The sequence below is a fragment of the Armatimonadota bacterium genome (genome assembly GCA_031081675.1).
Taxonomy (GTDB): domain Bacteria; phylum Sysuimicrobiota; class Sysuimicrobiia; order Sysuimicrobiales; family Kaftiobacteriaceae; genus Calidihabitans; species Calidihabitans tengchongensis.
Genome location: JAVHLZ010000024.1, coordinates 1 through 22349, shown reverse-complemented (window position 1 = coordinate 22349; position 22349 = coordinate 1). Strand labels below are relative to the sequence as shown.

Here is a 22349-nt window from a genome sequence, read left to right as displayed (position 1 = left end):
TGGAAATGAAAGCCGCACTGATCAGGATCGTCCTCGCCTCCGCCGTCATGGTGGCCGCCGCCGGAGCCGGCTACGGGGCCTCCTCCGGCAGCCAGACGGTGACGGTGGCCGCCGGCTCGCGCATCGACGTCACGGTCCCGGCGTCGGCGTCGATTGCCAGCACGGACCCGGGAGCCTGCGGGACCGTGCCCACCACCGTCAACGTCAAGAGCAACAGGCCCTGGAACCTGCAGATCCGGTCGGAGCCGGTCACCTACCCCAACGGGAAGGCCAAAGACGGCTCAGGCACCGAACTGGTGAACCCGCTGCAGTACAAAGGCGGGGATGTGCTGGTGTTCACCGACATCACCAGCACGTACGCCAATCTCTTCCTTACAAACCAGCCCAAGACCGGCAACCGGGATGTGACGGTGGACTACCAGCAGTGCATCGACTGGCAGGACAGCCCCGGGACGTACACCATCGTCGTGGAGTACCTGGGCGTGCAGCCCTGATGCTCACAGGGAGTGACGGCGTGTGACGCGATCCCCCCGGCGTCCACGGACTCTGCCCAGGGCCGCGGCGGCCGCCGCGGCCCTGGCCCTGGTATCGGCGGCGGCGGCCGGCCAGGCCCAGCCCCTGTCCTTCGGCCTCAGTCCCCCGGAGGTGGAACTCGCCCCCGCCCCCGCCGGCACCGCGACCGGCATCGTGGTGGTCTACAACCGCTCCGGCCGGCGGGTGCGCTTTCGGGCGTCCGTGGAGGACATCGCCATCCGCCCCAGCGGCACCATGGACGTGCTGCGGCCGGGCAGCACCGCCTGGTCGCTGGCCTCCTTCACCCGCGTCCTGCCGGCGGAGTTCGACGTGGACCCCGACCGCGCCCTGCCGGTGCGGGTGACGGTGACCGTGCCCCCCGACGCCCGTGGCGGCCGCTACGGCGCTGTGGTGGTGGCGCCCACGCCGGTGCTGCAGACCACCGGCGTGACCGGCACGGTCTCGGTGGTCGTGCCCAAACTGGCCTCCCGGCTGCTGGTGCGGGTGCGGGGGACCGAGCTGGTCTCCGCCGACATCCAGTCGATGGTGGCCGTCGCGCGCCCTCCAGGCGCCGAGGTGCGGCTGCTGTTCAGAAATACCGGGAACGTGCACGTGCGGGTGCAGGGGTTTGTGGTTCTCCTCGACGCGTCCGGCCACCAGACGGGCAAGGTGGTCCTGCCCGACGTGGTGGTCCTGCCGGGAGGGGCACGGGAGTTCCGGGCCACGTGGGCGACTCCCCTCACGCCGGGGGCGTACACGGTCCGGGCGGTGCTGGACTACGGCGGCGCGGCGCTGCTGGCCGGGGAGACCGGTCTGCAGGTCCGCGGCCCCTGACCGGGGAGAGCCTGTGGCGCGGTGGGCGGCCCTGACGGTGCTGGCCGCAGCGGGCGTCACCGCTGTGGGCGGCCCCGCGTCTTCCGCCGCGGTCGTTCCCGTCCGCGTGGAGGTGAACGACCTCCCCGTGGCGCTGTCGCCGCCTCCGGCGGTGCTGGACGGGGTCCTCTACCTTCCCCTGCGCCCCCTGGCCCGGACGTTCGGCGCGGAGCTGGAGGTGGACGGGCAGACAGTGACCGTGCGGCGGCCTGACGGCGCCGTCTTCGTGCTGCGGTCCGGCCGGCGCGAGGTCTGGTCGGCAGAGTTGGTGTGGGCCCTGGCGTCCTCGCCCGCCCGCGTGGTGAACGGTGTCTTCCTGGTCCCCCTCGAGATGGTGGAAGCCCTGTTTGACGTCCTGGCGGTGTGGGACCCTCAGGCGCAGGTCCTGCGGATCACCACCTCCCGGTCCGTGCGGGTCGAGCAGGTGGAGAGGCCCGCCCCTGCGGCACCGCCGGCGCCGCCTGTGCCCCCCTTCACGCCCGAGTTCACCCCCCAGGACGCTCCCCCCCTGGTGGCCTCCGGCTATATCAGCCTGGGGGTCGCGGTGGGCGCTCCGGAGGCGTCGGCTGTCTCCACGGTGCGGTTCTCCACCGGGGAGGGCGAATCGCGGGTCGAGGGGACCGTCGTCATGTCCGCCCGCAGCGGGTCGCTGCAGACGACCGGGACCGTGCGCCTGCGCGGGCCGACTTCATTGCTGACGGTGGGCACGGTCACCTTTCACGACTCCCCCCTGACCCTGTACCAGCAGCAGCTGACCGGGGCGCTGTACGAGGGGCCCCTGGGACCCGTCCACTCCGCCGTCGTCGCCGGCGGCCTGCCGTCCGGCGGGGCGGTCTACGGCATGGTGGCCGAGGCGCGTCCCTCCTGGCCGGGGACGATGGGGCTGGCGATCTTCAGCGACCCGTCCACAGGCGCCCTGGTGAGCCGGCTCCGGGCCGGCCGCGGGTGGGCCGAGTGGGAGGTCTTCGGCGAGTACGCCGTGGGGACGGCGGGGACGGCGTCCGGCGCCGCCTGGCGGGTGGGAGTGGCGCGGTCCGGGCCGCACCTGTCCGGTGTCCTCAGCTACCTGTGGCTGGACGCTGCGTATCCGGCCCTGGGCAACGCCTCCCTGTTCAGCGGGCGCTCCGGCCCCCTGCTGGAGCTGGCCTACCGCCCCTCCGACCGCCTGCTGCTGCTGGGCCACGCCGCGGCGCTGAGCGGCGCGCCCTCGGGGCTGCCCGACCGGCTGTCCTACGCGGTCCTGGCCACCTACACGCCCGCGGTCGGCTCCACCGCTACCGGGGAAGTCCGCCTCACCGACGACATCGCCCCGGGAGTCTGGACCCGGACGGTGAGCGCGGCGGGGTCGCTGGCGTGGACGTGGGGGCGGGTGGGGCTGGTTGCGGGGGCCAGCCACGTCCTCAGCGAGGACCGGCTGACGGGCTTCCTCGCGCAGACCACCACCGTGGCCCTGCGGGCGGGAATCCAGCCTCCCGCGGGGGTGCCGACCTGGGTGGAGGTCAGCCGGTCGTTCGGGTCCGCCGAGAGCTGGTCCCTGGCGCTGAGCACCGGGATCCGGCTGGCCGCAGGCGACGACCTGGTGGCGCGGGCCCGGCGCACGTGGTCTGTCGTGACCGGGGCGGAGGACACGTGGCTGGAGGCGGGAGTGTCGCGGCTGCTGCACACCGGCGCGGCCCTCACCGCGGGCGCGGGGGTGCGGTGGGGAACTTCCGCCGGGCCGACACCCTACGTGACCCTGCAGTACGGGGTGCCGGTGCACCTGTACGGGGTGCCCCGGGTCGGGGCGGTGGAGGTCGAGGCATTCGTGGACGTCGACGGCGACGGCCTGCGCGGGCCGGACGAGCCGGGCGTGGCCGGAGTGGTGGTCCGGGTGGACGGCCGCAGCGCCGCCCGGACGGACGGCGCGGGGCGGGCCGCCGTCTCCGGCGTGCCCGACGGCGACCACATGGTCGCGGTGGACGACGCCACGGTGCCGGCCGGCCTGGTGGCCGCGGTCGCCGAGCAGCGGGTGTCGGTGCGGACCGGCGGGCGCGCGGCGGCGGCCTTTCCCCTGCGCCCCGCGGCGTCGGTCAGCGGGCGGGTGTTCCTGGACGACAACGACAACGGCCTGCCGGACCCGGGGGAACGCGGCCTGGAGGGCGTCGTGGTGACGCTCCTGCCCGGCGGGCTGACGCGCACCACCGGACCCGGAGGCGCCTTCGCCTTTGACGGCCTGCTCCCGGGCGGCTACCAGGTGGCGGTGGACTCCCAGAGCCTGCCCGCCGGTCTGGCCGCCGGTCCCGCCGTGGAGGTGACGGCCGTGCCGGGTGCGGAAGCCTCCGTCGTCCTGGCCGTGCGGACGGCTCTCCCCATCATCAAGAAGACCTTTCCCTGACGGGCGTGCGCTTGCCGCTTCCGCCGGCGTGCGGTACCGTGGAGGCCGGACCGGCAGGCCGGTGCCCGCCGGCCGACACCGTCGGGAGGCGAGTGCCCGTGGCTGACCCCCTGACCGTCGACGTCCAGCCCACGCCCAATGTCAACGCGCTGAAGTTTGTGGTCAACCGGCGCCTCACCGAGGGGCGCAGCCAGACGTACCGGACCGCCGAGGATGCCGCCGCGTCGCCCCTGGCCGCGTCCCTGCTGGCCATCCCCGGCGTCGTCCAGGTCTTCATCCTCAACGACTTCATCACCCTCACCCGCGCCCCGGGGGCGGACTGGGGGACGATCGTGGCGCAGGCGGAGCGTCTGATCCGGGAGCACCTTGCATGAAAAAGCGTTGAAGGTTGAAGGTGGGAGATTGAAGGTTGTAACCTTGGACCTTCAACCCTCAACGTCTGTCGAGCACCAGCAGCAGGGGATTTTCCAGCAGCCTCTTGACCTCGGCCAGGAACCGGGCGGCCTCCGCGCCGTCGGTCACCCGGTGGTCGGCCGAGAGGGTGACCTTCATGGTGGTGGCCGGGACGATCTGGCCGTCCCGCACCACCGGGCGGGGCAGCGCCCGGCCCACGGCCAGGATGCCGGCGTGGGGCGGGTTGATGATGGCCGCGAAGCTGTCCACGTCGCCGAACATGCCCAGGTTGCTCACGGTGAAGGTGCCGCCCTCGTAGTCCTCGGGGCGCAGGCGCCCGCTGCGCGCCCGCTCGCCCAGCTCGGTGGTCCGCGCCGCGATCTCGGTCAGCGACAGCCGGTCGCAGTCATGCACCACCGGCGCGATCAGCCCCTCGGGCAGCGCCACCGCGACGGCCAGGTTCACCCGCCGGTACCGCCGGATCGCCCCCTCCACCAGGGCGCTGTTGAGGGCGGGGTGCGCCCGCAGCGCCAGGGCCACGGCCTTCAGCACCAAGTCGTTCACCGACACCGGCGGGGTGGCGCCCAGGGCCTGGTTGAGATGCTGGCGCAGCCGCAGCGCCTCATCCATCACCACCTCCATGGTGATGTAGAAGTGGGGCGCCTGCTGCGTGCTCTCGGTCATCCGCCGGGCGATGGTCTGGCGGATGCGGGTCAGGGGCAGGACCTCGTAGTCGGCGGCGGGCGCCGGGGCGGCCGGTCGGGCCGCGGCGGCGATGGCGGCTTCCACATCCTCCCGCGTGATCCGTCCCCCGGGGCCGGTGCCGCGGACCTGCGTCAGGTCGATGCCGTGCTCCTCGGCCAGCTTGCGGGCCAGCGGGGACGCTTTCACCCGCTCCGCCCTGGCACCCGCGGGGACGGGAGGGGCAGGGGACGGCGCCGCCGGTGCGGGGGCGGGGGCCGGCGCGGCCGCCGGGGGGGAGGGGCGGGCGGCGGCGGTTGGAATCTCCTCTCCGGCGGCGCCGATGATGGCGATGGGCGCGCCCACCGGCGCCGACTGGCCTTCCTCCACCAGGATCTGGAGCAGGACGCCGGCCTCCTCGGCCTCGATGTCCACGTTGACCTTGTCGGTTTCGATCTCGGCCAGGGGGTCTCCCCGGGCGACCGGCTCCCCGGGCCGCTTCTTCCAGCGGACGATCCGCCCCTCGGTCATGGCGTCGCCCATCTTGGGCATGATCACTTCGGCCATCGCAGGCTCCCGCGACCCTCAGAGGTTGACAGCGTCACGCACACAGGCCCGACCTCTGTACCTTCCACCTCCAACTTTCACTCCCGCCCCAGCGCCCGCCGCACGGCGCGGACGATGTCATCCTCGGCGGGCAGGGCCAGCAGCTCCAGGGTGCGCGCATAGGGCATCGGCACGTCCGCGCCGGTGACCCGCTCGATGGGGGCGTCCAGCTCGTCGAAGGCCTCCTCGTAGATCCGCATGGCGATCTCGGCGGCGGCGCCGAAGGGCTTCCACTGCTCCTGGACCACCACCGCCCGGTGGGTGCGGGAGACCGACTCGGCCAGGGTGGCGGCGTCCAGAGGCCGCAGCGTCCGCAGGTTGATCACCTCGGCCTCCACCCCGTCCCGGGCCAGGTGGTCGGCGGCCGCCAGGGCCAGGTGCAGCATGCGGCTGTAGGCCACCACGGTGACATCCCGTCCCGGCCGGACCACCTCCGCCTTCCCGAAGGGCAGGGCGAACTCCGGATCGTCGGGGACCTCCCCCTTGATGCCGTACAGGGCGGCGTTTTCCAGGAAGATGACCGGATCCCGCCCGCGGATGGCGGTGCGCAGCAGCCCCCGGGCGTCAGCCGGGGTGGCGGGTGCGACCACGTACAGGCCCGGGAAGTGGGCGTAGGTGGCCTCCAGGCTCTGGGAGTGCTGGGCCGACAGCTGCACGCCGGCGCCGTTGGGGCCCCGGATGACCAGCGGCACGTCCACCTGGCCGCCGGAGAAGTACCGCACCTTGGCCGCGTTGTTGACGATCTGGTCCATGGCCAGCAGGGAGAAGTTCCAGGTCATGACCTCCACCACCGGCCGCAGGCCCAGCATCGCCATGCCGATCGCGGCGCCGACGAAGCCGAGCTCGGAGATGGGGGTGTCGATGACCCGCCGGGGGCCGTAGCGGGACAGCAGGTCGGCGGTCACCCGGAAGGTGCCCTGGTAGACGCCGATGTCCTCCCCCAGGAGGACGACCGACGGGTCGCGGTCCATCTCCTCGATGAGGGTGGAGCGCAGGGCGTCGCGGTAGGTCAGTTCGGCCATCGCCGCACCCGCGAGAGGGGACGCATGAGAATCGGACGGGTTGATACCGTCAATCGTTGAGTCGTTGAACCGTCGAATCGGTGAAACGGGGGGCGAATCGGTCGTTTCACCGCCCCCTGCTTACCATGGCCCTCCGTAGACGTCCGTGTAGAGCTCCTCCGGGGGAGGGGCCGGACTGTTCTCGGCGAAGCGCACGGCCTCCAGGACCTCCCGCTCGGCCTCGTCGTGGATGCGCCGGACCGCCGCGTCGTCCAGCAGCCCCGCCGACCGCAGGCGCTGCTCGAGGAGCAGGATCGGGTCCCGCTGACGCGCCTGCGCCACTTCCTCCTTGGTGCGGTAGGGCTGGAACAGGTCGGCCGCGCCGTGCCCGGCAAACCGGTAGGTCAGCATCTCCACCGCGTAGGGGCGGCCGCTCTCGCGCACCCGGGCCACGACCCGCTGCGCCAGGCGCCGCACGCCGAGGAAGTCCATCCCGTCCGCCCGCTCAGCCTCAATGGCGTACGCGGCGAACCGGCTGGCGAGATCCGTGACCGCCGAGGACCGCTCCACCGACGTGCCCATGGCATACTGGTTGTTCTCCACGATGTAGACGATGGGGCAGAGCCCCTCGCGCCCCCACAGGCCGGCCATGTTCAGGGGCTCGTGGAAGGCCCCGCTGTTCATGGCCCCGTCCCCCAAAAAGCACAGGCAGACCCGGTCGGTCCCGCGGTAGCGCAGGGCGTAGGCGGCGCCGGTGGCCAGGGGGATGTGGCCGCCCACGATGCCGTAGCCGCCGTAAAACCCCCGGGCCACGTCAAACAGGTGCATGGACCCTCCCTTGCCCTTGGCCAGCCCCGTGGTCTTCCCGAACAGCTCGGCCATCACGGCTCCGGGGGAGGCCCCCCGGAACAGGGCGTGGGCGTGGTCCCGATAGCCGGTGAAGAAAATATCGTCGTCCCGCAGGACGCTGAGAAACCCCGCCGCCACCGCCTCCTGCCCGCTGTACAGATGGAGGTAGCCGCCGATGCGTCCCCGGCGGAACTGGCGCTCGGCCTCATCCTCGAACCGCCGGGCCAGGACCATCCGGGCGTACCACTCGACCGCCTCCGCGAGCTCTTCGCGGTCGGCCGCCCGAGCAGGTACCGTCCGGGTCGGGCGCGGCCCCTCGGCGCGCGGCGCGTCAGCCATGGCGCAGATCACCCGTCAGGGCAGGTCTCCGGGACGACAACAGGATAGCGTGGCACGTAACGGCACTAATATTATCATACGGGGTGGTGGAGACCAAGATGACGACACCGGTGGGTTCGTCCGCCCCCGATCTGGTGGACCGGGTCCGGGCACACCTGCAGACGCTGCGGCGGGTGCTGGACGAGACAGCCGTCGAACCCCTTACCCCCGAGCAGGCCGCCGACCACGCGCGCCTGCGGGAGGCGCTGGACGCCCTGGAGCGCCGCGTCCAGGAGATCCTCCGTCTGTAGAGGGCCCATCCTTCTTCCCTCTTCCCTCTTCCTTCTTCCCTCTTCCCTTTCTTATAATGTGCCCACCACGTCCAGGGCGGCATGGTGTGACAGATCCGGCTACCACCGACGTCATCCGTCAGCTTCCCAAGGTCGAGCTCCACCTTCACCTGGAGACGTCGCTGAGGCTGCGCCGCCTCGCCCGCCGATCCGGGGAGGCCGGCCGGCCGGCGGCGGCCCTGGTGGCGGATCCCGCGCGCTTTTCCGGGTACGATCGGCTGCGCAGGATCCGCCACCTCAGCCGGGCGGGAATTCCCGACGAGCTGTACACCGCCGAGAACATCGAGGCCATCACGGCGGAGCTGCTCCGGGAGGCGGCCGCCCACCACGTCCGGTACCTGGAGGTGCGGGTGGGGGGGCGGCGCGGCTTTGAGCGGCTGGGGATCCGGCCCATGCTGGAGGCCATGGCCCGGGCGCGGCAGCGGGCGGCCGCGGAGACGGGCGTCCGGTGCGGCATCGTGGTGACCGTGGTCCGCGAGCGGGGTCCGGAGGAGGCGGTGCGCCGGGTGCGGGAGGCCCTCGCGTGCCGGGACTGTGGGGTGGTGGGGGTGGACCTCGCCGGCGACGAGGAGAACTTTCCCCCGGCGCTGTTCGCCCGGGCCATGGATGTGGCGCGGGACGGCGGGCTGGGGATCACCGTGCACGCCGGCGAGTTCTCCGGCCCGGCCAGCGTCTGGACCGCCGTCTACCAGCTGGGGGCCCACCGCATCGGCCACGGGATCCGCGCTGCCGAGGACCCCGACCTGCTGGAGCTGTTGCGCGAGCGGCAGGTGACCCTGGAGGTCTGCCCCACCAGCAACATCGCCCTGGGACTGTGCGCCTCGCCGTCGTCCCACCCGGTGGGCCGCCTGCTGGCGGCCGGCGTGCCGGTGACGGTGAGCAGCGACGATCCCCTGCTGCTGGGCACGGACATCTCCCGCGAGCTGGCCCTGGTGGCCTCCGCGTGCCGGTTGGGGCCGGAGGGCGTGGCGGGCCTGATCCTGCAGGCCGCCCGTGCCGCCTTTCTCCCGCCCGCCGAGCGCGCGGGTCTGGTGGCGGAGATCGAGTCGTCGCTGGGGGCCGCCCTGGCCTCCGATGCCCGCACGGGGCTTTCTTGACACGTCCTCCCCCTCATGCCAGAATGGGCCTGGAGTTGTTGAGCGAAACAGTCGAGAATCGCGTGAGTCCGGAGGGGCCATGGCTGACCTGGAGATCCGGGATCTGACCGTGCAGGTGGAGGACAAGGTGATCCTCAAGGGGGTGACGCTGAGCCTCAACCGGGGCGAGATTCACGCCCTGATGGGGCCCAACGGGTCGGGCAAGTCCACCCTGGCCAACGTCCTGATGGGCAACCCCTTCTACCAGGTGGTGCGCGGGGAAGTGCTGTTCAAGGGTGAGGACCTGCTGGCGATGCCGCCCGACGAACGGGCCCGCAAGGGCCTGTTCATCGCCTTCCAGTACCCGGTGGCCATTCCCGGCGTGACCATGAGCAGCTTCCTGCGCACCGCCGTCTCCGCCCGCCGGGGGTACCAGAAGGAGTTGATGCCGGTGGGGGAGTTTCAGAAACTGCTGCGCCAGAAACTCCAGGACCTGCGGATCGAGCCCGACATCGTCGCCCGCTACGTGAACGAGGGGTTCAGCGGGGGCGAGAAGAAGCGGGCCGAGATCCTGCAGATGGCCCTGCTGGAGCCCGAGATTGCCATCCTGGACGAGACCGACTCGGGGCTGGACATCGACTCGGTGAAGGTGGTGGCCGAAGGGGTGAGCCGGATGTTCGAGCAGGCCCGGGGGCACCTGGGGATCCTGGTGATCACCCACTACTCCCGGATCCTCCAGTACATCCGGCCGTCCCAGGTCCACGTGATGTTTGACGGGCGCATCGTGGTCTCGGGCGGCCCCGAATTGGCCGACGAGCTGGAGCAGGCCGGGTACGAGGGGATCAAGGCCCAGGTGGACGTGGTGGCCGCTGAAGTGGCCACCTCGGGCGCCGTCCGCCGGGCTGGCAAGGTGTTCTGGGTCGCCCACTGAACCGGGGGAGGGAGCCGATGGCGGTCACCAATCCGCTGGGCATCGACCTGGACAAGTACAAGTGGGGGTTCCGGGAGCCGGAGAAGTATGTCTACAAGGCCCGCAAGGGTCTGGACCGGCAGGTGGTGGAGGAGATCTCCGCCCTCAAGGGCGAACCCGACTGGATGCGGGCGTTCCGGCTGCACGCCTACGAGCACTTCATCCGCCGGCCCCTGCCCACCTGGGGGGCCGACCTGTCCCAGATCGACTTCGACGAGATCTACTACTACATCAAGCCCACCGAGAAGCAGGCCCGCTCCTGGGAGGAGCTGCCCGAGGAGATCAAGCGCACCTACGACCGGCTGGGGATCCCCGAGGCCGAGCGCAAGTTCCTGGCCGGGGTGGGAGCCCAGTACGAGTCGGAGGTGGTCTACCACAACCTCAAGGAGGAGTGGGAGCGCCTGGGCGTCATCTTCGTGGACACCGACACGGCGGTGCGCCAGTACCCCGACCTGGTGCGGGAGTACTTCGGCACCGTGGTGCCTCCCGAGGACAACAAGTTCGCGGCCCTCAACAGCGCCGTCTGGTCCGGCGGGTCGTTCATCTACGTGCCCGAGGGCGTGCGGGTGGACATCCCCCTGCAGGCCTACTTCCGCATCAACGCCCAGAACGTGGGGCAGTTCGAGCGCACCCTGATCATCTGCGAGCCCGGCTCCTACGTGCACTACGTGGAGGGCTGCACGGCGCCCATCTACACCACCGACTCCCTGCACAGCGCGGTGGTGGAGATCATCGTCAAGGAGGGCGCCCGCTGCCGGTACACCACCATCCAGAACTGGTCCACCAACGTCTACAACCTGGTGACCAAGCGGGCGGTGGCGTACCGGGACGCCACCATGGAGTGGATCGACGGGAATCTGGGGAGCAAGATCACCATGAAGTACCCCAGCGTCTACATGGTGGAGCCCGGCGCCAAGGCCGAGATCCTGTCGGTGGCCTTCGCCGGCCGCGGGCAGCACCAGGACCCCGGCGGGAAGGTGATCCACGCGGCCCCCTACACCCAGTCGGTGGTGGTCAGCAAGTCCATCGCCAAGGACGGCGGGCGGGCCGGCTACCGGGGTCTGGTCAAGATCTACCCGGGGGCCAAGGGCAGCCGGTCGGCGGTCCGGTGCGACGCCCTGATCCTGGATGACCGCAGCCGCAGCGATACGTACCCGACCATGGAGATCGACGAGGCGGATGTGTCCATCACCCACGAGGCCACCGTGAGCAAGGTCTCCGACGAGCAGCTGTTCTACCTGATGAGCCGCGGGATCAAGGAAGACGAGGCCATGAACATGATCGTCCGGGGATTCGTGGAGCCCATCGTCAAGGAGCTCCCCCTGGAGTACGCGGTGGAGCTGAACCGCCTGATCGCCCTGGAGATGGAAGGCTCCGTCGGCTAGGATGGGCGAGAGGACGACGCCGGTCATCCCTGTCGCGCGCGACGCCATCCTGTCGCTGGCGGCGCGCCTGGACGAGCCCGCCTGGCTGCGGGAGGCGCGGCTGGCGGCCTGGGACCTTCTGGGGAGCCTCCCGCCTCCGTCGCCCACCGACGAGGAGTGGCGGCGCACCGATCCGGGGATCCTGTCCCTGGACGGTCTGCACCTGGGCGGACCCGAGCCCTCCGGCCCTCTCCCCGCCGCCCTGGAGGACGTGCTGGGCCGGTGGCCGTCGCCGGCTGCCGTGCTGGTGTACCGCAACAGCCGTCTCGTGCGCGCGGACCTGTCCCCCGATCTGGCCGCCCGGGGGGTCGTCGCCGCCGACCTGTCCGCGGCCGCGCACGCCCACGCCGACCTGGTGCGCCGGTGGCTCATGACCGAGGCCGTCCGCCCCCAGGAGGGCTACGTGACCGCCCTCCACGCCGCCGCCCGGACCGGAGGCCCCGCGCTGGTCGTCCCCGACGGCGTCGAGGTCGCCGAGCCCGTCCTGGTGGCGACGTGGATCGACGGCGACCGCCTGGCCCTGGCCCCCCACCTTCTGGTGGTGGCGGGGCGGGGCAGCCGGGTGACCGTGATGGCCGCCACCGGGTCCGGGGCGGGCGAGTGGGCCGCCCTGGCCCTGCCGGTCGCCGAGGTCATCCTGGGCGACGGCGCCCAGGTGCGGCTGGTGACGCTGCACGTGGCCGGTCCCCATGTCCGCGAGGTCGGGATCCTGCGGGCGGTCCTGGGCCGGGACAGCACCCTGCACACCCTGCAGGCGGCCCTGGGGGGACGGGTCCTCAAGATGCGGGTGGAGTCGATCCTGGCGGGGCCGGGGGCCAGCGCGGAGATGCTGGGGGTGGTGTTCGGGGACGACGGGCAGCACGTGGACATCCGCACCCTCCAGGAGCACCGGGCACCCCATACCCTCTCCGACCTCCTGTTCAAGAACGCCGTGCGGGACCGCGCCCACAGCATCTTCTCGGGGCTGATCCGGGTCCACTACGGGGCGCAGAAAACCAACGCCTTCCAGGCCAACCGGAACCTCATCCTCAGCGAGGGGGCCAAGGCCGACAGCATCCCCAATCTGGAGATCATGGCCAACGACCTGCGCTGCACCCACGGCTCGGCCACCAGCCGGCTCAGCGAGGACCACCTGTTCTACCTCATGAGCCGGGGCTTGACCCGCTCCCAGGCGGTGCGCATGGTGGTAGAGGGGTTCTTCGCCGAGGTGCTGGACCGGGTGCCCCTGGCGCCGGTGCGGGATCTGCTGGCCGAGCGGATCGGCGCCAAGATGGCGACATGACCGGGGCGACGTCGGAATTCGTGCCCGTGGCGGCCGTGGACGAGATTCCCCCGGGCACGGCCCGGGTGGTGACGCTGGAGGGCCGGCGCATCGCGGTCTTCAACGTGGGCGGGACGTACTACGCCATCGACGACACCTGCACCCACGAGGAGGCGTCGCTGGCCAGCGGGGCCCTGTACGGCGACATCGTGGCGTGTCCGCGGCACGGGTCGCGGTTTCACCTGCCCACCGGGCGCGTGCTGTCCCTGCCGGCCGTGATCCCGGTCAACACGTATCCGGTCCAGGTGGCCGACGGGCAGGTCTGTGTGCAGCCGGTCCCCCGGCGGGGCCGCGGGATGCCCCACAAGACCTGAGGGACCGCACACGGGAGGCGTGGCCGATGGTGCCCGAGACGGTCCGGGCCGACTTTCCCATCCTGGCGCGGCGGGTCCACGGCAAACCCCTGGTGTACCTGGACAGCGCCGCCACCTCCCAGAAGCCCCGGCAGGTCCTGGACGCCCTGGTGCGCTACTACACCGAGTACAACGCCAACGTCCACCGCGGGATCTACGCCCTGGCCGAGGAGGCGACCCGCCGGTACGAGCAGGCCCGCGCCGCCGTGGCGGCGTTCATCGGGGCGCCGCGGCCGGAAGAGGTGGTGTTCACCCGGGGCACCACCGAGGCCATCAACCTGGTGGCGTATACCTGGGCGCGCGCCACCCTGCGCCCGGGCGACGAGATCATCCTCACCGAGATGGAGCACCACAGCAACCTGGTCCCCTGGCAGCTGGTGGCCGAGCAGACCGGGGCCGTGCTGCGCTTCGTGCCCTTCGACGGCCAGGGTCTGCTGGACCTGGACGCCTACGACCGGCTGCTGGGGGAGCGCACCCGCCTGGTGGCGGTCACCCACCAGTCCAACGTCCTCGGCACCATCAACCCCATCCGGGAAATCGCCGCCCGAGCCCGCGCGGTGGGGGCCCGGGTCCTGGTGGACGGCGCCCAGGCCGCCCCCCACATGCCGGTGAACGTGGCCGAGCTGGGGGTGGACTTTTACGCCCTGTCGGCCCACAAGATGTGCGGCCCCACCGGCGCGGGGGCCCTGTGGGCGCGCTACGAGCTGCTGGAGTCCATGCCGCCCTTCCACGGGGGCGGGGAGATGATCCTCCTGGTGCAGCTGGAGAAGTCCACCTTCAAGGACCCGCCCCACAAGTTTGAAGCCGGCACCCCCAACATCGCCGACTGCATCGTGTGGGCTGAGGCCATCGACTACCTGCAGCGCATCGGCATGGAGGCCATCCGGGAACACGAACGGCGCCTGGTGGCCTACGCCCTGGACCGCCTGGCCGAGGTGCCCGGGATCACCGTGTACGGCCCCCGGGAGATGAACGTGCGGGGCGGGGCCGTGGCCTTCTGGATGGACGTGGCGCACCCCCACGACGTGGCCCAGGTTCTCGACCAGGAGGGGATCGCGGTCCGCGCCGGGCACCACTGCGCCCAGCCCCTGCACCGGCGCCTGGGCGTGCCGGCCACGGTGCGGGCCAGCGTCTACCTCTACAACACCGAATCCGACATCGACGCCCTGGTCCGGGGCCTCCACGCGGTGCGGCACCTGTTCGCGCCCCGCCCGGCCCCGGCCTGAGACCGCGTCGCCCTCCCCCGGCGGTTCGCGCGGCTCGAGCGCGGGGCACCCGGCGGGCATGCGGTGCGGACCCGAGTGCCGCGCGGGCAGGAGTGTGGTATGCTCACCGGGAGACCCATGGGCCTGGACGATCTGTACCGCGAGGTCATCCTGGACCACTACAGCCATCCGCGCAACCGCGGAGAGCTGCCCGACCCCGACATCAGGGTGGAGGGGGCCAATCCCCTGTGCGGGGATGAGCTGGCCATCTACGTGAAGCTCTCGGGTGACACGGTGGCCGATGCCCGGTTCACCGGCCGGGGCTGTTCCATCAGCCAGGCCTCGGCGTCGATGATGACCGAGCAGATCAAGGGCAAGACCCTCGCCCAGGCCCGCGCCCTGGTGGCCCGTTTCAGGGGCATGATGCACGGCGAGCCCGTCTCGGAGGAGGAACTGGGCGACCTGGTGGCCCTGCAGGGCGTGCGCAAGTTTCCGGTGAGAATCAAGTGCGCCACCCTTGCGTGGGTGGCTCTGGAGCAGGGGATGGACGAGTACGCGGCGGGCCGGGGCGCCGTCACCGCCCGGACGACCACGGAGACATGAGGGCCAGGGAACTCCGCCGATCCCTCGTCCCTCCTCCCTCCTCCGGCTTCCCTGTCGGGAGGACCCCATGACCCGAGACCAGCTGTGGCAGGAGCTGGCGGCGCAGCTGCGGGTGGACAGCATCCGGGCCACCACCGAGGCCGGCTCCGGCCATCCCACCTCGTGCCTGTCGGCGGCCGACCTGATGGCGGTCCTGCTGGCCGGGTACCTGCGGTACGACGTCCACGACCCGCGCCACCCGGCCCGCGACCACCTGGTGTTCTCCAAGGGGCATGCGGCGCCGCTGCTGTACGCCATGTGGAAGGCCGCCGGCGCCCTGACGGATCAGGAGCTGCTGACCCTGCGCCGGTTCGGCAGCCGCCTGGAGGGACACCCCACCCCGGCCCTGCCCTGGGTGGAGGTGGCCACCGGGTCGCTGGGGCAGGGGCTGGCCATCGGGGTGGGGATGGCCCTTGCCGCCCGCTACCTGGACCGGGTGCCGTCCCGGATCTGGGTCCTGTGCGGGGACAGCGAGATGGCCGAAGGGGCGGTGTGGGAGGCGGTGGAGCACGCCGCGTACTACCGCCTGGGCAACCTGATCTGCATCGTGGACGTCAACCGGCTGGGCCAGCGGGGGCCCACCATGTGGGGGTGGGATACGTCCGCCTATGCCCGGCGCGCCCGGGCCTTCGGGTGGCAGGCCCTGGAGATCGACGGCCACAACCTGGAGGAGATTGACCGGGCCTTTGCCCAGGCGGCCGCGTCCGCCGGTGGCGACGTACCCACCATGATCCTGGCCCGCACCCGGAAGGGCCGCGGCGTGGCGGCCGTGGAGGACGCCGAGGGATGGCACGGCAGAGCCCTGCCCCGGGAGGTGGCCCAACAGGCCGTCGCCGACCTGGGAGGCGAGCGGCATCTGGTGGTGGAGGTGTCCCGGCCGCCGTCCCTGACGCCGGCTCCCCGCCCGCCGGCCGCTCCGCTCCAGCTCCCGGCGTACCGGGTGGGCGACCTGGTGGCCACCCGGCGCGCCTACGGCGACGCGCTGGTGGCGGTGGGCGCCGCCCGGCCCGAGGTGGTGGTCCTGGACGGCGAGGTGAACAACTCCACCTACGCCGAGGACTTCGCCCGCGCCTATCCCGACCGCTACTTCGAGATGTTCATCGCCGAGCAGCAGATGGTGGCGGCGGCGGTGGGGCTGCAGGTCCGGGGGTACGCGCCGTTCGCGTCCTCCTTTGCGGCGTTCCTGACGCGGGCCTATGACTTCATCCGCATGGCCGCCGTGTCCCGGGCCAGCATCCGGCTGGTGGGCTCCCACGCCGGGGTGTCCATCGGGTGGGACGGGCCGTCCCAGATGGGCCTGGAGGACCTGGCCATGATGCGGGCCGTGGGCGGCAGCACCGTCCTGTACCCGTGCGACGCCAACCAGACCGCCGCCCTGGTGGCGGAGATGGTGGACCGTCCGGGCATCGTCTACCTGCGCACCACCCGGGAGAAGACGCCGGTGATCTACCCGCCCGGGCGCCGCTTCCCCGTGGGGGGGAGCTGCGTGGTCCGCCGCTCCGAGCGGGATGCCGTCACCGTGGTGGCGGCGGGGATCACCGTGCACGAGGCCCTGCGGGCGGCCGACCGGCTGGCCGAGGAGGGAATTGCGGTCCGGGTGATTGACGCCTACTCGGTCAAGCCCCTGGACGCCGCCACGATCCGACAGGCGGCCCGGGAGACCGGCGCGGTGGTGACGGCGGAGGACCACTGGCCCGAAGGCGGCCTGGGGGAGGCGGTCCTGGCGGCGCTGGCGGAGGCGGGGGACCCCCTGCCGCCGGTGCGGGTGCTGGGCGTGCGCGGGATGCCGGGGTCGGGGACGCCCGACGAGCTGCTGGACGCCGCCGGGATCAGCGCCCGGCACATCGCCGATGCCGTCCGGGCGCTGGTCGGGGCGCGGGGGGCCGCGTCCGGTCGCAGGTGAGGATGCCGGCGGACGGAATCCGGATTTCAGGGATTCGGGAACGGCAGGCCGCGCCCAGTCCTGCGTCCGGCGCGCAGGAAGGTCCGCGAGGCGCGCCGTAGTGACAGACGGTGCTCGTGCGCAGGGAGGGACACACGTGGCTGACCCGCAGGATGTGCCCCGCAGTCAGGTCCTGCCCCTGGACCGGGCGCTGGAGATCATCGACGCCCTGCCCGGCGGAGGCATCATCCTCACCAAAGTGGAGGAGGTCCTCAACTGGGGGCGGGCGGCGTCGGTGTGGCCCCTGACCTTCGGGCTGGCCTGCTGCGCCATCGAGATGATGCAGGCGTACGCCACCCGGTTCGACATGGACCGGATGGGCATCATTCCCCGGGCCACTCCCCGGCAGGCCGACTGCATCATCGTGGCCGGGCGGGCCACCCTCAAGATCGCCCCCATCGTGCGCCGCCTGTGGGAGCAGATGCCCGAGCCCAAGTACGTGATCTCCATGGGCTCCTGCGCCACCTGCGGCGGACCCTTCTATTACGACAACTACTCCATCCTCAAGGGCATCGACCAGGTGATCCCCGTGGACGTCTACGTCCCCGGCTGCCCGCCGCGGCCGGAGGCGCTGATCGAGGGATTCCTCAAGCTGCAGGACAAGATCCGCCGGGAGCCGTTCCTGCGGCGACGCGTCTACGCCGCGGCCGCCGCCCCGCAGAGGTCCTAGCCATGCCGCTGCACACCGAAGAGCTGATGCTCAACATGGGGCCCCAGCATCCCAGCACCCACGGGGTGCTGCGGATGGTGGTGACCCTCGACGGCGAGAACATCGTGGACGTGCAGCCCGACATCGGCTACCTGCACTCCTCGGTGGAGAAGATGATGGAGCACCGCACCTACCTCCAGAACATCGCCCTGGTGGACCGGGGGATGGACTACCTGGCGGCGATGGCCAACGAGGAGGTGTGGGTGCTGGCGGTGGAGCGCCTGGGCCGCATCGACGTCCCCGAGCGGGCCCGCTACATCCGCACCATCATGCTGGAGTTGCAGCGCATCAGCAGCCACCTGCTGTGGCTGGGGACCTTTGGCATCGATCTGGGAGCCTTCACGGCCTTTCTGTGGTGCATGCGGGAGCGCGAGCGGATCATGGACCTGTTCGAGTCCGCCACCGGCGGACGCCTCCACCACGTGTACTTCCGTATCGGCGGGGTGTACGACGATCTGCCCGAGGGGTGGACCGACCGCTGCGCCGAGTTCTGCGACTACCTGCTGGACCGGCTGCCCGAGTACGACGAGCTGCTCACCGGCAACCCCATCTTCGTGGCCCGCACCCAGGGGGTGGGGGTGCTGCCCCGGGAGCGGGCCATCGCCATGGGCGCGTCGGGTCCGGTGGCGCGGGCGTCGGGGCTCGCCTATGACGTGCGCCAGGCCCACCCGTACGAGGTGTACGACCGGGTGCAGTTCGACATCCCCGTGCGCACCGAGGGCGACTGCTACGCCCGCTACCTGGTGCGCATGGAGGAGATGCGCCAGAGCGTCCGCATCATCCGGCAGTGCCTGGAGCAGATGCCGGCGGGGGAGATCCGCTCCAAGGTGGCCGTGACGCTGCGGCTGCCCAAGGGCGAGGTCTATGCCCGCACCGAGTCGCCCCGGGGAGACCTGGGCATCTACCTGGTCAGCGACGGCGGGGAGCGACCCTACCGGGTGAAGATCCGCGCCCCGGCCTTCAGCAACCTGTACGCCCTGACGGAGATGATGCGCGGGTGGAAGGTGGCCGACGTCATCGCGATCCTGGGCAGCATCGACATCGTGCTGTCGGACGTGGACCGCTGAAGAGGTGGCGCGTGGGACCGGAGGAGCGTGGCCGCGTGGATGCCCATGCGCGGTCCCGGGTCATGGGTCCGCCCCGCGGACGCTCCGCCGGCCCGTGTCCTGAGGGGTGCCGATGAGCGTGCAGAGCAACGGTCGGAAGAACCTGGCCACCCTGGCGTGGGAGGGGGCCCGGGGGCTGGTGGTGGGCCTGCGGGCGACGTGGCGGACCCTGGTGGAGCGCAAGGTCACGGTGCCGTATCCCGTGCAGAAGGTCAACGTCTCTCCCCGCTGGCACGGGCTGCTGGCCCTGCCCATCGACCCGGAGACCGACAACGACCGCTGCATCATCTGCTTCCAGTGCGAGCGGGTGTGCCCGGACCGGTGCATCCACATCGAGGCCACGGGCAAGGGCAAGGACCGTGTTCTCACCCGCTTTGACATCGAGATGGACAAGTGCTGCTACTGCGGGCTGTGCGTGGAGGTGTGTCCCACCGAGGCCATCGTGTTCGTCCCTCACTACGAGGCCAGCACCTACAACCGGGCCCGCCTCCTGTACACCCTGGAGGACCTCCACCGGGCGGCGCCCAAGGAGCCCATCGCCACCGGCGTGGTGAAGGTGAGGAGGTAGACGATGAGCTGGGAACTGGCGGAGCGCCTGAAGGCCCGCTTCCCCCAGGTCGAACTGTTCCCGCGGCCGGACCAGCCGGAACCCGGCGTAAGGGCGCCGGGGCCCGCCGCCGAGGGCCGGGGCGCGGACGAGGGCGGAGCCGCGCCGGCGCCCGAGCGTCCCGCCGTTCCGGCCCGCCGTCCGGCCCACGAGCAGCCGCCCCGGTACCTGACCCCCGGAGTGTACGTGCCGCGGGACAGCCTGCTGGACGTCTGCCGCGTCCTGGCCACCGACCCCGAATTCGGGCTGACGTACCTGTCGTTTGTGAGCGCCATCGACTGGCCCGAGCGCGGCGAGATGGAGGTTCTCTACCACCTGTACTCGCACCGCACGCGGGAGGAGCTGGCCCTGAAGGTGCGCGTGCCCCGCGACGACCCCCGGGTGCCCTCGGTGACGGGGATCTGGGACGGTGCCAACTGGCACGAGCGGGAGGCCTACGATCTGCTGGGGGTCATTTTCGAAGGCCATCCCAACCTGCGGCGCATCATGATGACCGACGACTGGATCGGCCACCCCCTGCGCAAGGACTACGTCTACCAGGACCCACCCTGGCTGGTCGAGATCGCCCGCGAGCGCCAGAAGGACGCCGAGGGCCTGGGCCTGGGCGAGCGTGCCTGACCCGCGCGGCACGGGCATGTCCAACCCCTGGTCTCCGCGTCCCGCACACCGACCGCCGGACCCCGGGTCCCGGACAGCGGATCCCGACCGTCCCCGCCTCCCCCCCGGGCAGTACCGGACCGAGAAGTGGCCGGTCCTTCACACCGGCAGCGTCCCTCGCTTCGACCCCGAGCGGTGGGACTTCCGCGTCTGGGGGCTGGTGCGGACCCCGGTGCGCCTGACGTATCCCGAGGTGCGGGCCCTGCCGTCGGTGCGCCTGCGGTGTGACATCCACTGCGTGACGGCGTGGAGCAAGCTGGACGTGGAGTTCGAGGGCGTGCCGGTGGCGACGGTGCTGGACCTGGCCGGCCCGCTCCCCGAGGCGAAGTTCGTGATGGTGCACGCGGAGCAGGGGTACGAGACCAACCTGCCCCTGGGGTACCTGCGCGCCCCCGACGCCCTGCTGGCATACCGCGCGGACGGCGCCGACCTCACCCCCGAACACGGGTGGCCCCTGCGCCTGGTCGTGCCCCGCCTGTACTTCTGGAAGAGCGCCAAGTGGGTGCGGGGCCTGGAGCTGATGGCTCAGGATCGCCCCGGCTTCTGGGAGCGCAACGGCTACCACAACCACGCCGACCCCTGGAAAGAAGAACGCTACTCGGCAGACTGAAAAAAATGACTTCCCAGGGCTAGCTCGGGGACAGTCCCCACCCGCACCCGGGGACAGTCCCCAGGCGTCTGCCCACCGGAGCGCGGAAGCCTCCATCTGGTCGTTCCCCCCGGGCGAGCGGAGATTCCCCCGCCCGGGGGGACTGTCACCGCCGGCCTCCGGGGACTGTCCCCCGACACGTGTCCGTGACGGCGGGGGAGGTATACTTGTGGCACTATGGTTGGGCTGTGGCCGGCTGTTGTGGCGGGCCTGGCGGGGGGCGTCCTCGCCGCGGCGGCGGTGGCCGGGGGCCTGTTCACCGGGGGCATCCCCGCCGTGGCCCTGGCGCTGTGGGACCGCTGGCTGAGGCTGGTCCCGATGCCGCTGTTCTCCCTGCTGCTGGGCACCCTGAAGTTCGCCGCCAAGCCGGCGGCCTTCTGGGCGATGCTGGCGGCCCTCAGCCTGGGCCTGGGGGGCCTGGGCGCGCTCATTGCCCGGTGGACCTCCGGCCCCGCGCGGGCACTGGCGGCGGCATGGCTGTCCGCAAGCGGCCTCCTGGCGCTGCTGGCCTGGTCCCCGGCGACGTCGCACCTGGCCGCCCGCCTGGAGGCCCAGGGGGTGGACGGTCGTCCCGGCCTCACCGTGGGCCTGGCCCTGGCGGGCTACGGAGGTGTCTTCGCGGTGCCGTACGCCGTCGCGCTGCGGATCCTGCTGCGCCGGCGCCGCGCCCGGCTGCGGCCGGTGAGCGGGGGTTCCTGCAGCATCACCCGCCGCCACCTGCTGGCCCGCGGGATGATGGCGCTGCTGGCCTCGGCCCTGGGGACCGGCGGGGCCCAGTGGCTGCGGGGACGGTGGAAGAAGGTCTGGGCCGCCACCCTCAACGCGTTCGCCAGGGTCACCGGGTTACCGCCGGAGATCACCCCGACCGGCCAGTTTTACGTCGTCAGCAAGAACCCGCCCGGCCTTGACCCCGTCCTGGACGCGCGCCGGTGGTCCCTGGAGGTCACGGGCCTGGTGGGGCGGACGGTGAAGCTCACCTACGACGAGCTGCGGGCCCTGCCGGCCGTCCAGCAGTACCAGACCCTGGAGTGCATCAGCAACGAGGTCGGGGGCGACCTCATCAGCAACGCGGCATGGAAAGGGGCGCGCCTGCGGGACGTGCTGATGCTGGCCGGCGGCCCGGCCCCCACGGCGGTGAAGGTGGCCTTCCGCTGCGCCGACGGCTACACGGAGTCGCTGCCCATCGCCGACGCGCTCAACCCCACCACCCTGCTGGCCTATGAGATGAACGGGGAGCCCCTGCCGCCCCGCCACGGCTTCCCGGTGCGCCTGCTGGTCCCGGGCCTGTTCGGGATGAAAAACCCCAAGTGGATCACCCGGATCGAGGTGGTCAACTACGACTTCCGGGGCTACTGGGAGGCGTCGGGGTGGAGCGACGAAGCCGTGGTCAAGACCATGTCCAAGTTCACCACCCCCACCCGCAGCAGCCTGCCCGCGGGAGAGGTCGGCCTGGGCGGGGTGGCCTACGCCGGAGACCGCGGCATCCGGAAGGTGGAGTACAGCACCGACGGGGGGCGGACCTGGCAGCAGGCCGAGACCGCGCCGCCCCTGGGCCCGTTTACCTGGGTCCTGTGGGCCGCGGTGTGGACTCCGGCCGGCCCCGGCGAGTACGTGCTGAAGGTGCGGGCCACCGACGGCACGGGCGTCCTCCAGGCGGCCCGGGAGTCTCCGCCCCTCCCCGACGGCGCCACCGGCTACCACACCCTGCGGATCCGCATCCGCCGCTAGCC

At 71.9% G+C, this 22349-nt stretch carries 22 protein-coding genes; 19 read left to right on the top strand and 3 right to left on the bottom strand.

Translation table 11 applies throughout. From position 1 onward, the window contains the following. Positions 1–5: 5 nt before the first annotated feature. The 4 genes from RB150_09185 (at position 6) to RB150_09170 (ending at position 4134) form a co-directional block, all read left to right on the top strand. Positions 6–494: a hypothetical protein gene (locus tag RB150_09185; protein ID MDQ7820711.1), complete on the top strand. Its 489-nt coding sequence runs from the start codon at positions 6–8 to the stop codon at positions 492–494. Between the two features lie 22 nt (positions 495–516). Next, on the top strand, positions 517–1347 hold the full coding sequence (locus tag RB150_09180; GenBank protein ID MDQ7820710.1) for a hypothetical protein: 831 nt from the start codon (positions 517–519) through the stop codon (positions 1345–1347). Positions 1348–1360: 13 nt separating this feature from the next. After that, positions 1361–3760, top strand: coding sequence for an SdrD B-like domain-containing protein (locus tag RB150_09175; protein MDQ7820709.1), 2400 nt, complete (start codon positions 1361–1363; stop codon positions 3758–3760). A 98-nt stretch (positions 3761–3858) separates the two neighbouring features. Next, complete coding sequence (locus RB150_09170) at positions 3859–4134, top strand: NifU N-terminal domain-containing protein (protein ID MDQ7820708.1); 276 nt, start codon at positions 3859–3861, stop codon at positions 4132–4134. A 58-nt stretch (positions 4135–4192) separates the two neighbouring features. Here RB150_09170 and RB150_09165 read toward each other — a convergent pair whose 3' ends face one another. The 3 genes from RB150_09165 to pdhA form a co-directional block, all read right to left on the bottom strand. Further along, entirely contained in the window at positions 4193–5401 is a 1209-nt protein-coding gene (locus RB150_09165) for a dihydrolipoamide acetyltransferase family protein (protein MDQ7820707.1), read from the bottom strand. Between the two features lie 77 nt (positions 5402–5478). After that, positions 5479–6462: an alpha-ketoacid dehydrogenase subunit beta gene (locus RB150_09160; GenBank protein ID MDQ7820706.1), complete on the bottom strand. Its 984-nt coding sequence runs from the start codon at positions 6460–6462 to the stop codon at positions 5479–5481. A gap of 120 nt (positions 6463–6582) precedes the next feature. Then, positions 6583–7629, bottom strand: a complete 1047-nt coding sequence (pdhA, locus tag RB150_09155; protein ID MDQ7820705.1) for a pyruvate dehydrogenase (acetyl-transferring) E1 component subunit alpha — start codon at positions 7627–7629, stop codon at positions 6583–6585. A gap of 98 nt (positions 7630–7727) precedes the next feature. Here pdhA and RB150_09150 point away from each other — a divergent pair, with 98 nt between their 5' ends. From RB150_09150 to RB150_09080, 15 genes are all read left to right on the top strand, one after another. Continuing rightward, complete coding sequence (locus tag RB150_09150) at positions 7728–7919, top strand: hypothetical protein (protein MDQ7820704.1); 192 nt, start codon at positions 7728–7730, stop codon at positions 7917–7919. Between the two features lie 86 nt (positions 7920–8005). Continuing rightward, entirely contained in the window at positions 8006–9055 is a 1050-nt protein-coding gene (gene add / locus RB150_09145) for an adenosine deaminase (GenBank protein ID MDQ7820703.1), read from the top strand. A 79-nt stretch (positions 9056–9134) separates the two neighbouring features. Further along, a complete protein-coding gene (gene sufC, locus RB150_09140) occupies positions 9135–9965 on the top strand; it encodes a Fe-S cluster assembly ATPase SufC (GenBank protein MDQ7820702.1) in 831 nt (276 codons plus the stop codon). Between the two features lie 17 nt (positions 9966–9982). Beyond that, positions 9983–11389: a Fe-S cluster assembly protein SufB gene (sufB, locus tag RB150_09135; GenBank protein ID MDQ7820701.1), complete on the top strand. Its 1407-nt coding sequence runs from the start codon at positions 9983–9985 to the stop codon at positions 11387–11389. A 1-nt stretch (position 11390) separates the two neighbouring features. Further along, positions 11391–12710, top strand: a complete 1320-nt coding sequence (sufD, locus tag RB150_09130) for a Fe-S cluster assembly protein SufD (protein ID MDQ7820700.1) — start codon at positions 11391–11393, stop codon at positions 12708–12710. Further along, the gene (locus RB150_09125; protein MDQ7820699.1) at positions 12707–13063 is read left to right on the top strand and encodes a non-heme iron oxygenase ferredoxin subunit; all 357 of its coding nucleotides are present in this window, start codon (positions 12707–12709) and stop codon (positions 13061–13063) included. The genes sufD and RB150_09125 overlap by 4 nt, the downstream gene beginning before the upstream one ends. Before the next feature lie 26 nt (positions 13064–13089). Next, on the top strand, positions 13090–14328 hold the full coding sequence (locus RB150_09120) for a cysteine desulfurase (protein ID MDQ7820698.1): 1239 nt from the start codon (positions 13090–13092) through the stop codon (positions 14326–14328). 117 nt (positions 14329–14445) lie between these two features. Further along, on the top strand, positions 14446–14910 hold the full coding sequence (locus RB150_09115) for an SUF system NifU family Fe-S cluster assembly protein (GenBank protein MDQ7820697.1): 465 nt from the start codon (positions 14446–14448) through the stop codon (positions 14908–14910). 67 nt (positions 14911–14977) lie between these two features. Next, entirely contained in the window at positions 14978–16852 is a 1875-nt protein-coding gene (locus RB150_09110) for a transketolase (protein MDQ7820696.1), read from the top strand. A gap of 190 nt (positions 16853–17042) precedes the next feature. Then, complete coding sequence (locus tag RB150_09105) at positions 17043–17561, top strand: NADH-quinone oxidoreductase subunit B family protein (protein MDQ7820695.1); 519 nt, start codon at positions 17043–17045, stop codon at positions 17559–17561. Positions 17562–17563: 2 nt separating this feature from the next. Next, positions 17564–18667, top strand: a complete 1104-nt coding sequence (locus RB150_09100; GenBank protein MDQ7820694.1) for an NADH-quinone oxidoreductase subunit D — start codon at positions 17564–17566, stop codon at positions 18665–18667. A 112-nt stretch (positions 18668–18779) separates the two neighbouring features. Continuing rightward, positions 18780–19274 (top strand): NADH-quinone oxidoreductase subunit I, encoded by a 495-nt coding sequence (locus RB150_09095; GenBank protein ID MDQ7820693.1) that lies wholly within the window; start codon positions 18780–18782, stop codon positions 19272–19274. 3 nt (positions 19275–19277) lie between these two features. Then, entirely contained in the window at positions 19278–19931 is a 654-nt protein-coding gene (locus tag RB150_09090; GenBank protein MDQ7820692.1) for an NADH-quinone oxidoreductase subunit C, read from the top strand. A gap of 16 nt (positions 19932–19947) precedes the next feature. After that, a complete protein-coding gene (locus tag RB150_09085; GenBank protein MDQ7820691.1) occupies positions 19948–20580 on the top strand; it encodes a sulfite oxidase-like oxidoreductase in 633 nt (210 codons plus the stop codon). Between the two features lie 216 nt (positions 20581–20796). Then, positions 20797–22347, top strand: coding sequence for a molybdopterin-dependent oxidoreductase (locus tag RB150_09080; GenBank protein MDQ7820690.1), 1551 nt, complete (start codon positions 20797–20799; stop codon positions 22345–22347). The last annotated feature ends 2 nt before the right edge of the window (positions 22348–22349 follow it).

Excerpts from the sequence above, each read along its gene's own strand:
- sufC (MDQ7820702.1), top strand. The coding sequence starts at position 9,135 with ATGGCTGACCTGGAGATCCGGGATCTGACCGTGCAGGTGGAGGACAAG.
- RB150_09090 (MDQ7820692.1), top strand. The coding sequence starts at position 19,278 with ATGAGCTGGGAACTGGCGGAGCGCCTGAAGGCCCGCTTCCCCCAGGTC.
- sufB (MDQ7820701.1), top strand. The coding sequence starts at position 9,983 with ATGGCGGTCACCAATCCGCTGGGCATCGACCTGGACAAGTACAAGTGG.
- RB150_09080 (MDQ7820690.1), top strand. The coding sequence starts at position 20,797 with ATGGTTGGGCTGTGGCCGGCTGTTGTGGCGGGCCTGGCGGGGGGCGTC.
- sufD (MDQ7820700.1), top strand. The coding sequence starts at position 11,391 with ATGGGCGAGAGGACGACGCCGGTCATCCCTGTCGCGCGCGACGCCATC.
- RB150_09115 (MDQ7820697.1), top strand. The coding sequence starts at position 14,446 with ATGGGCCTGGACGATCTGTACCGCGAGGTCATCCTGGACCACTACAGC.
- RB150_09100 (MDQ7820694.1), top strand. The coding sequence starts at position 17,564 with ATGCCGCTGCACACCGAAGAGCTGATGCTCAACATGGGGCCCCAGCAT.
- RB150_09095 (MDQ7820693.1), top strand. The coding sequence starts at position 18,780 with ATGAGCGTGCAGAGCAACGGTCGGAAGAACCTGGCCACCCTGGCGTGG.
- RB150_09150 (MDQ7820704.1), top strand. The coding sequence starts at position 7,728 with ATGACGACACCGGTGGGTTCGTCCGCCCCCGATCTGGTGGACCGGGTC.
- RB150_09165 (MDQ7820707.1), bottom strand. The coding sequence starts at position 5,401 with ATGGCCGAAGTGATCATGCCCAAGATGGGCGACGCCATGACCGAGGGG.
- RB150_09160 (MDQ7820706.1), bottom strand. The coding sequence starts at position 6,462 with ATGGCCGAACTGACCTACCGCGACGCCCTGCGCTCCACCCTCATCGAG.
- RB150_09185 (MDQ7820711.1), top strand. The coding sequence starts at position 6 with ATGAAAGCCGCACTGATCAGGATCGTCCTCGCCTCCGCCGTCATGGTG.
- RB150_09085 (MDQ7820691.1), top strand. The coding sequence starts at position 19,948 with ATGTCCAACCCCTGGTCTCCGCGTCCCGCACACCGACCGCCGGACCCC.
- RB150_09120 (MDQ7820698.1), top strand. The coding sequence starts at position 13,090 with ATGGTGCCCGAGACGGTCCGGGCCGACTTTCCCATCCTGGCGCGGCGG.
- pdhA (MDQ7820705.1), bottom strand. The coding sequence starts at position 7,629 with ATGGCTGACGCGCCGCGCGCCGAGGGGCCGCGCCCGACCCGGACGGTA.
- RB150_09125 (MDQ7820699.1), top strand. The coding sequence starts at position 12,707 with ATGACCGGGGCGACGTCGGAATTCGTGCCCGTGGCGGCCGTGGACGAG.
- RB150_09110 (MDQ7820696.1), top strand. The coding sequence starts at position 14,978 with ATGACCCGAGACCAGCTGTGGCAGGAGCTGGCGGCGCAGCTGCGGGTG.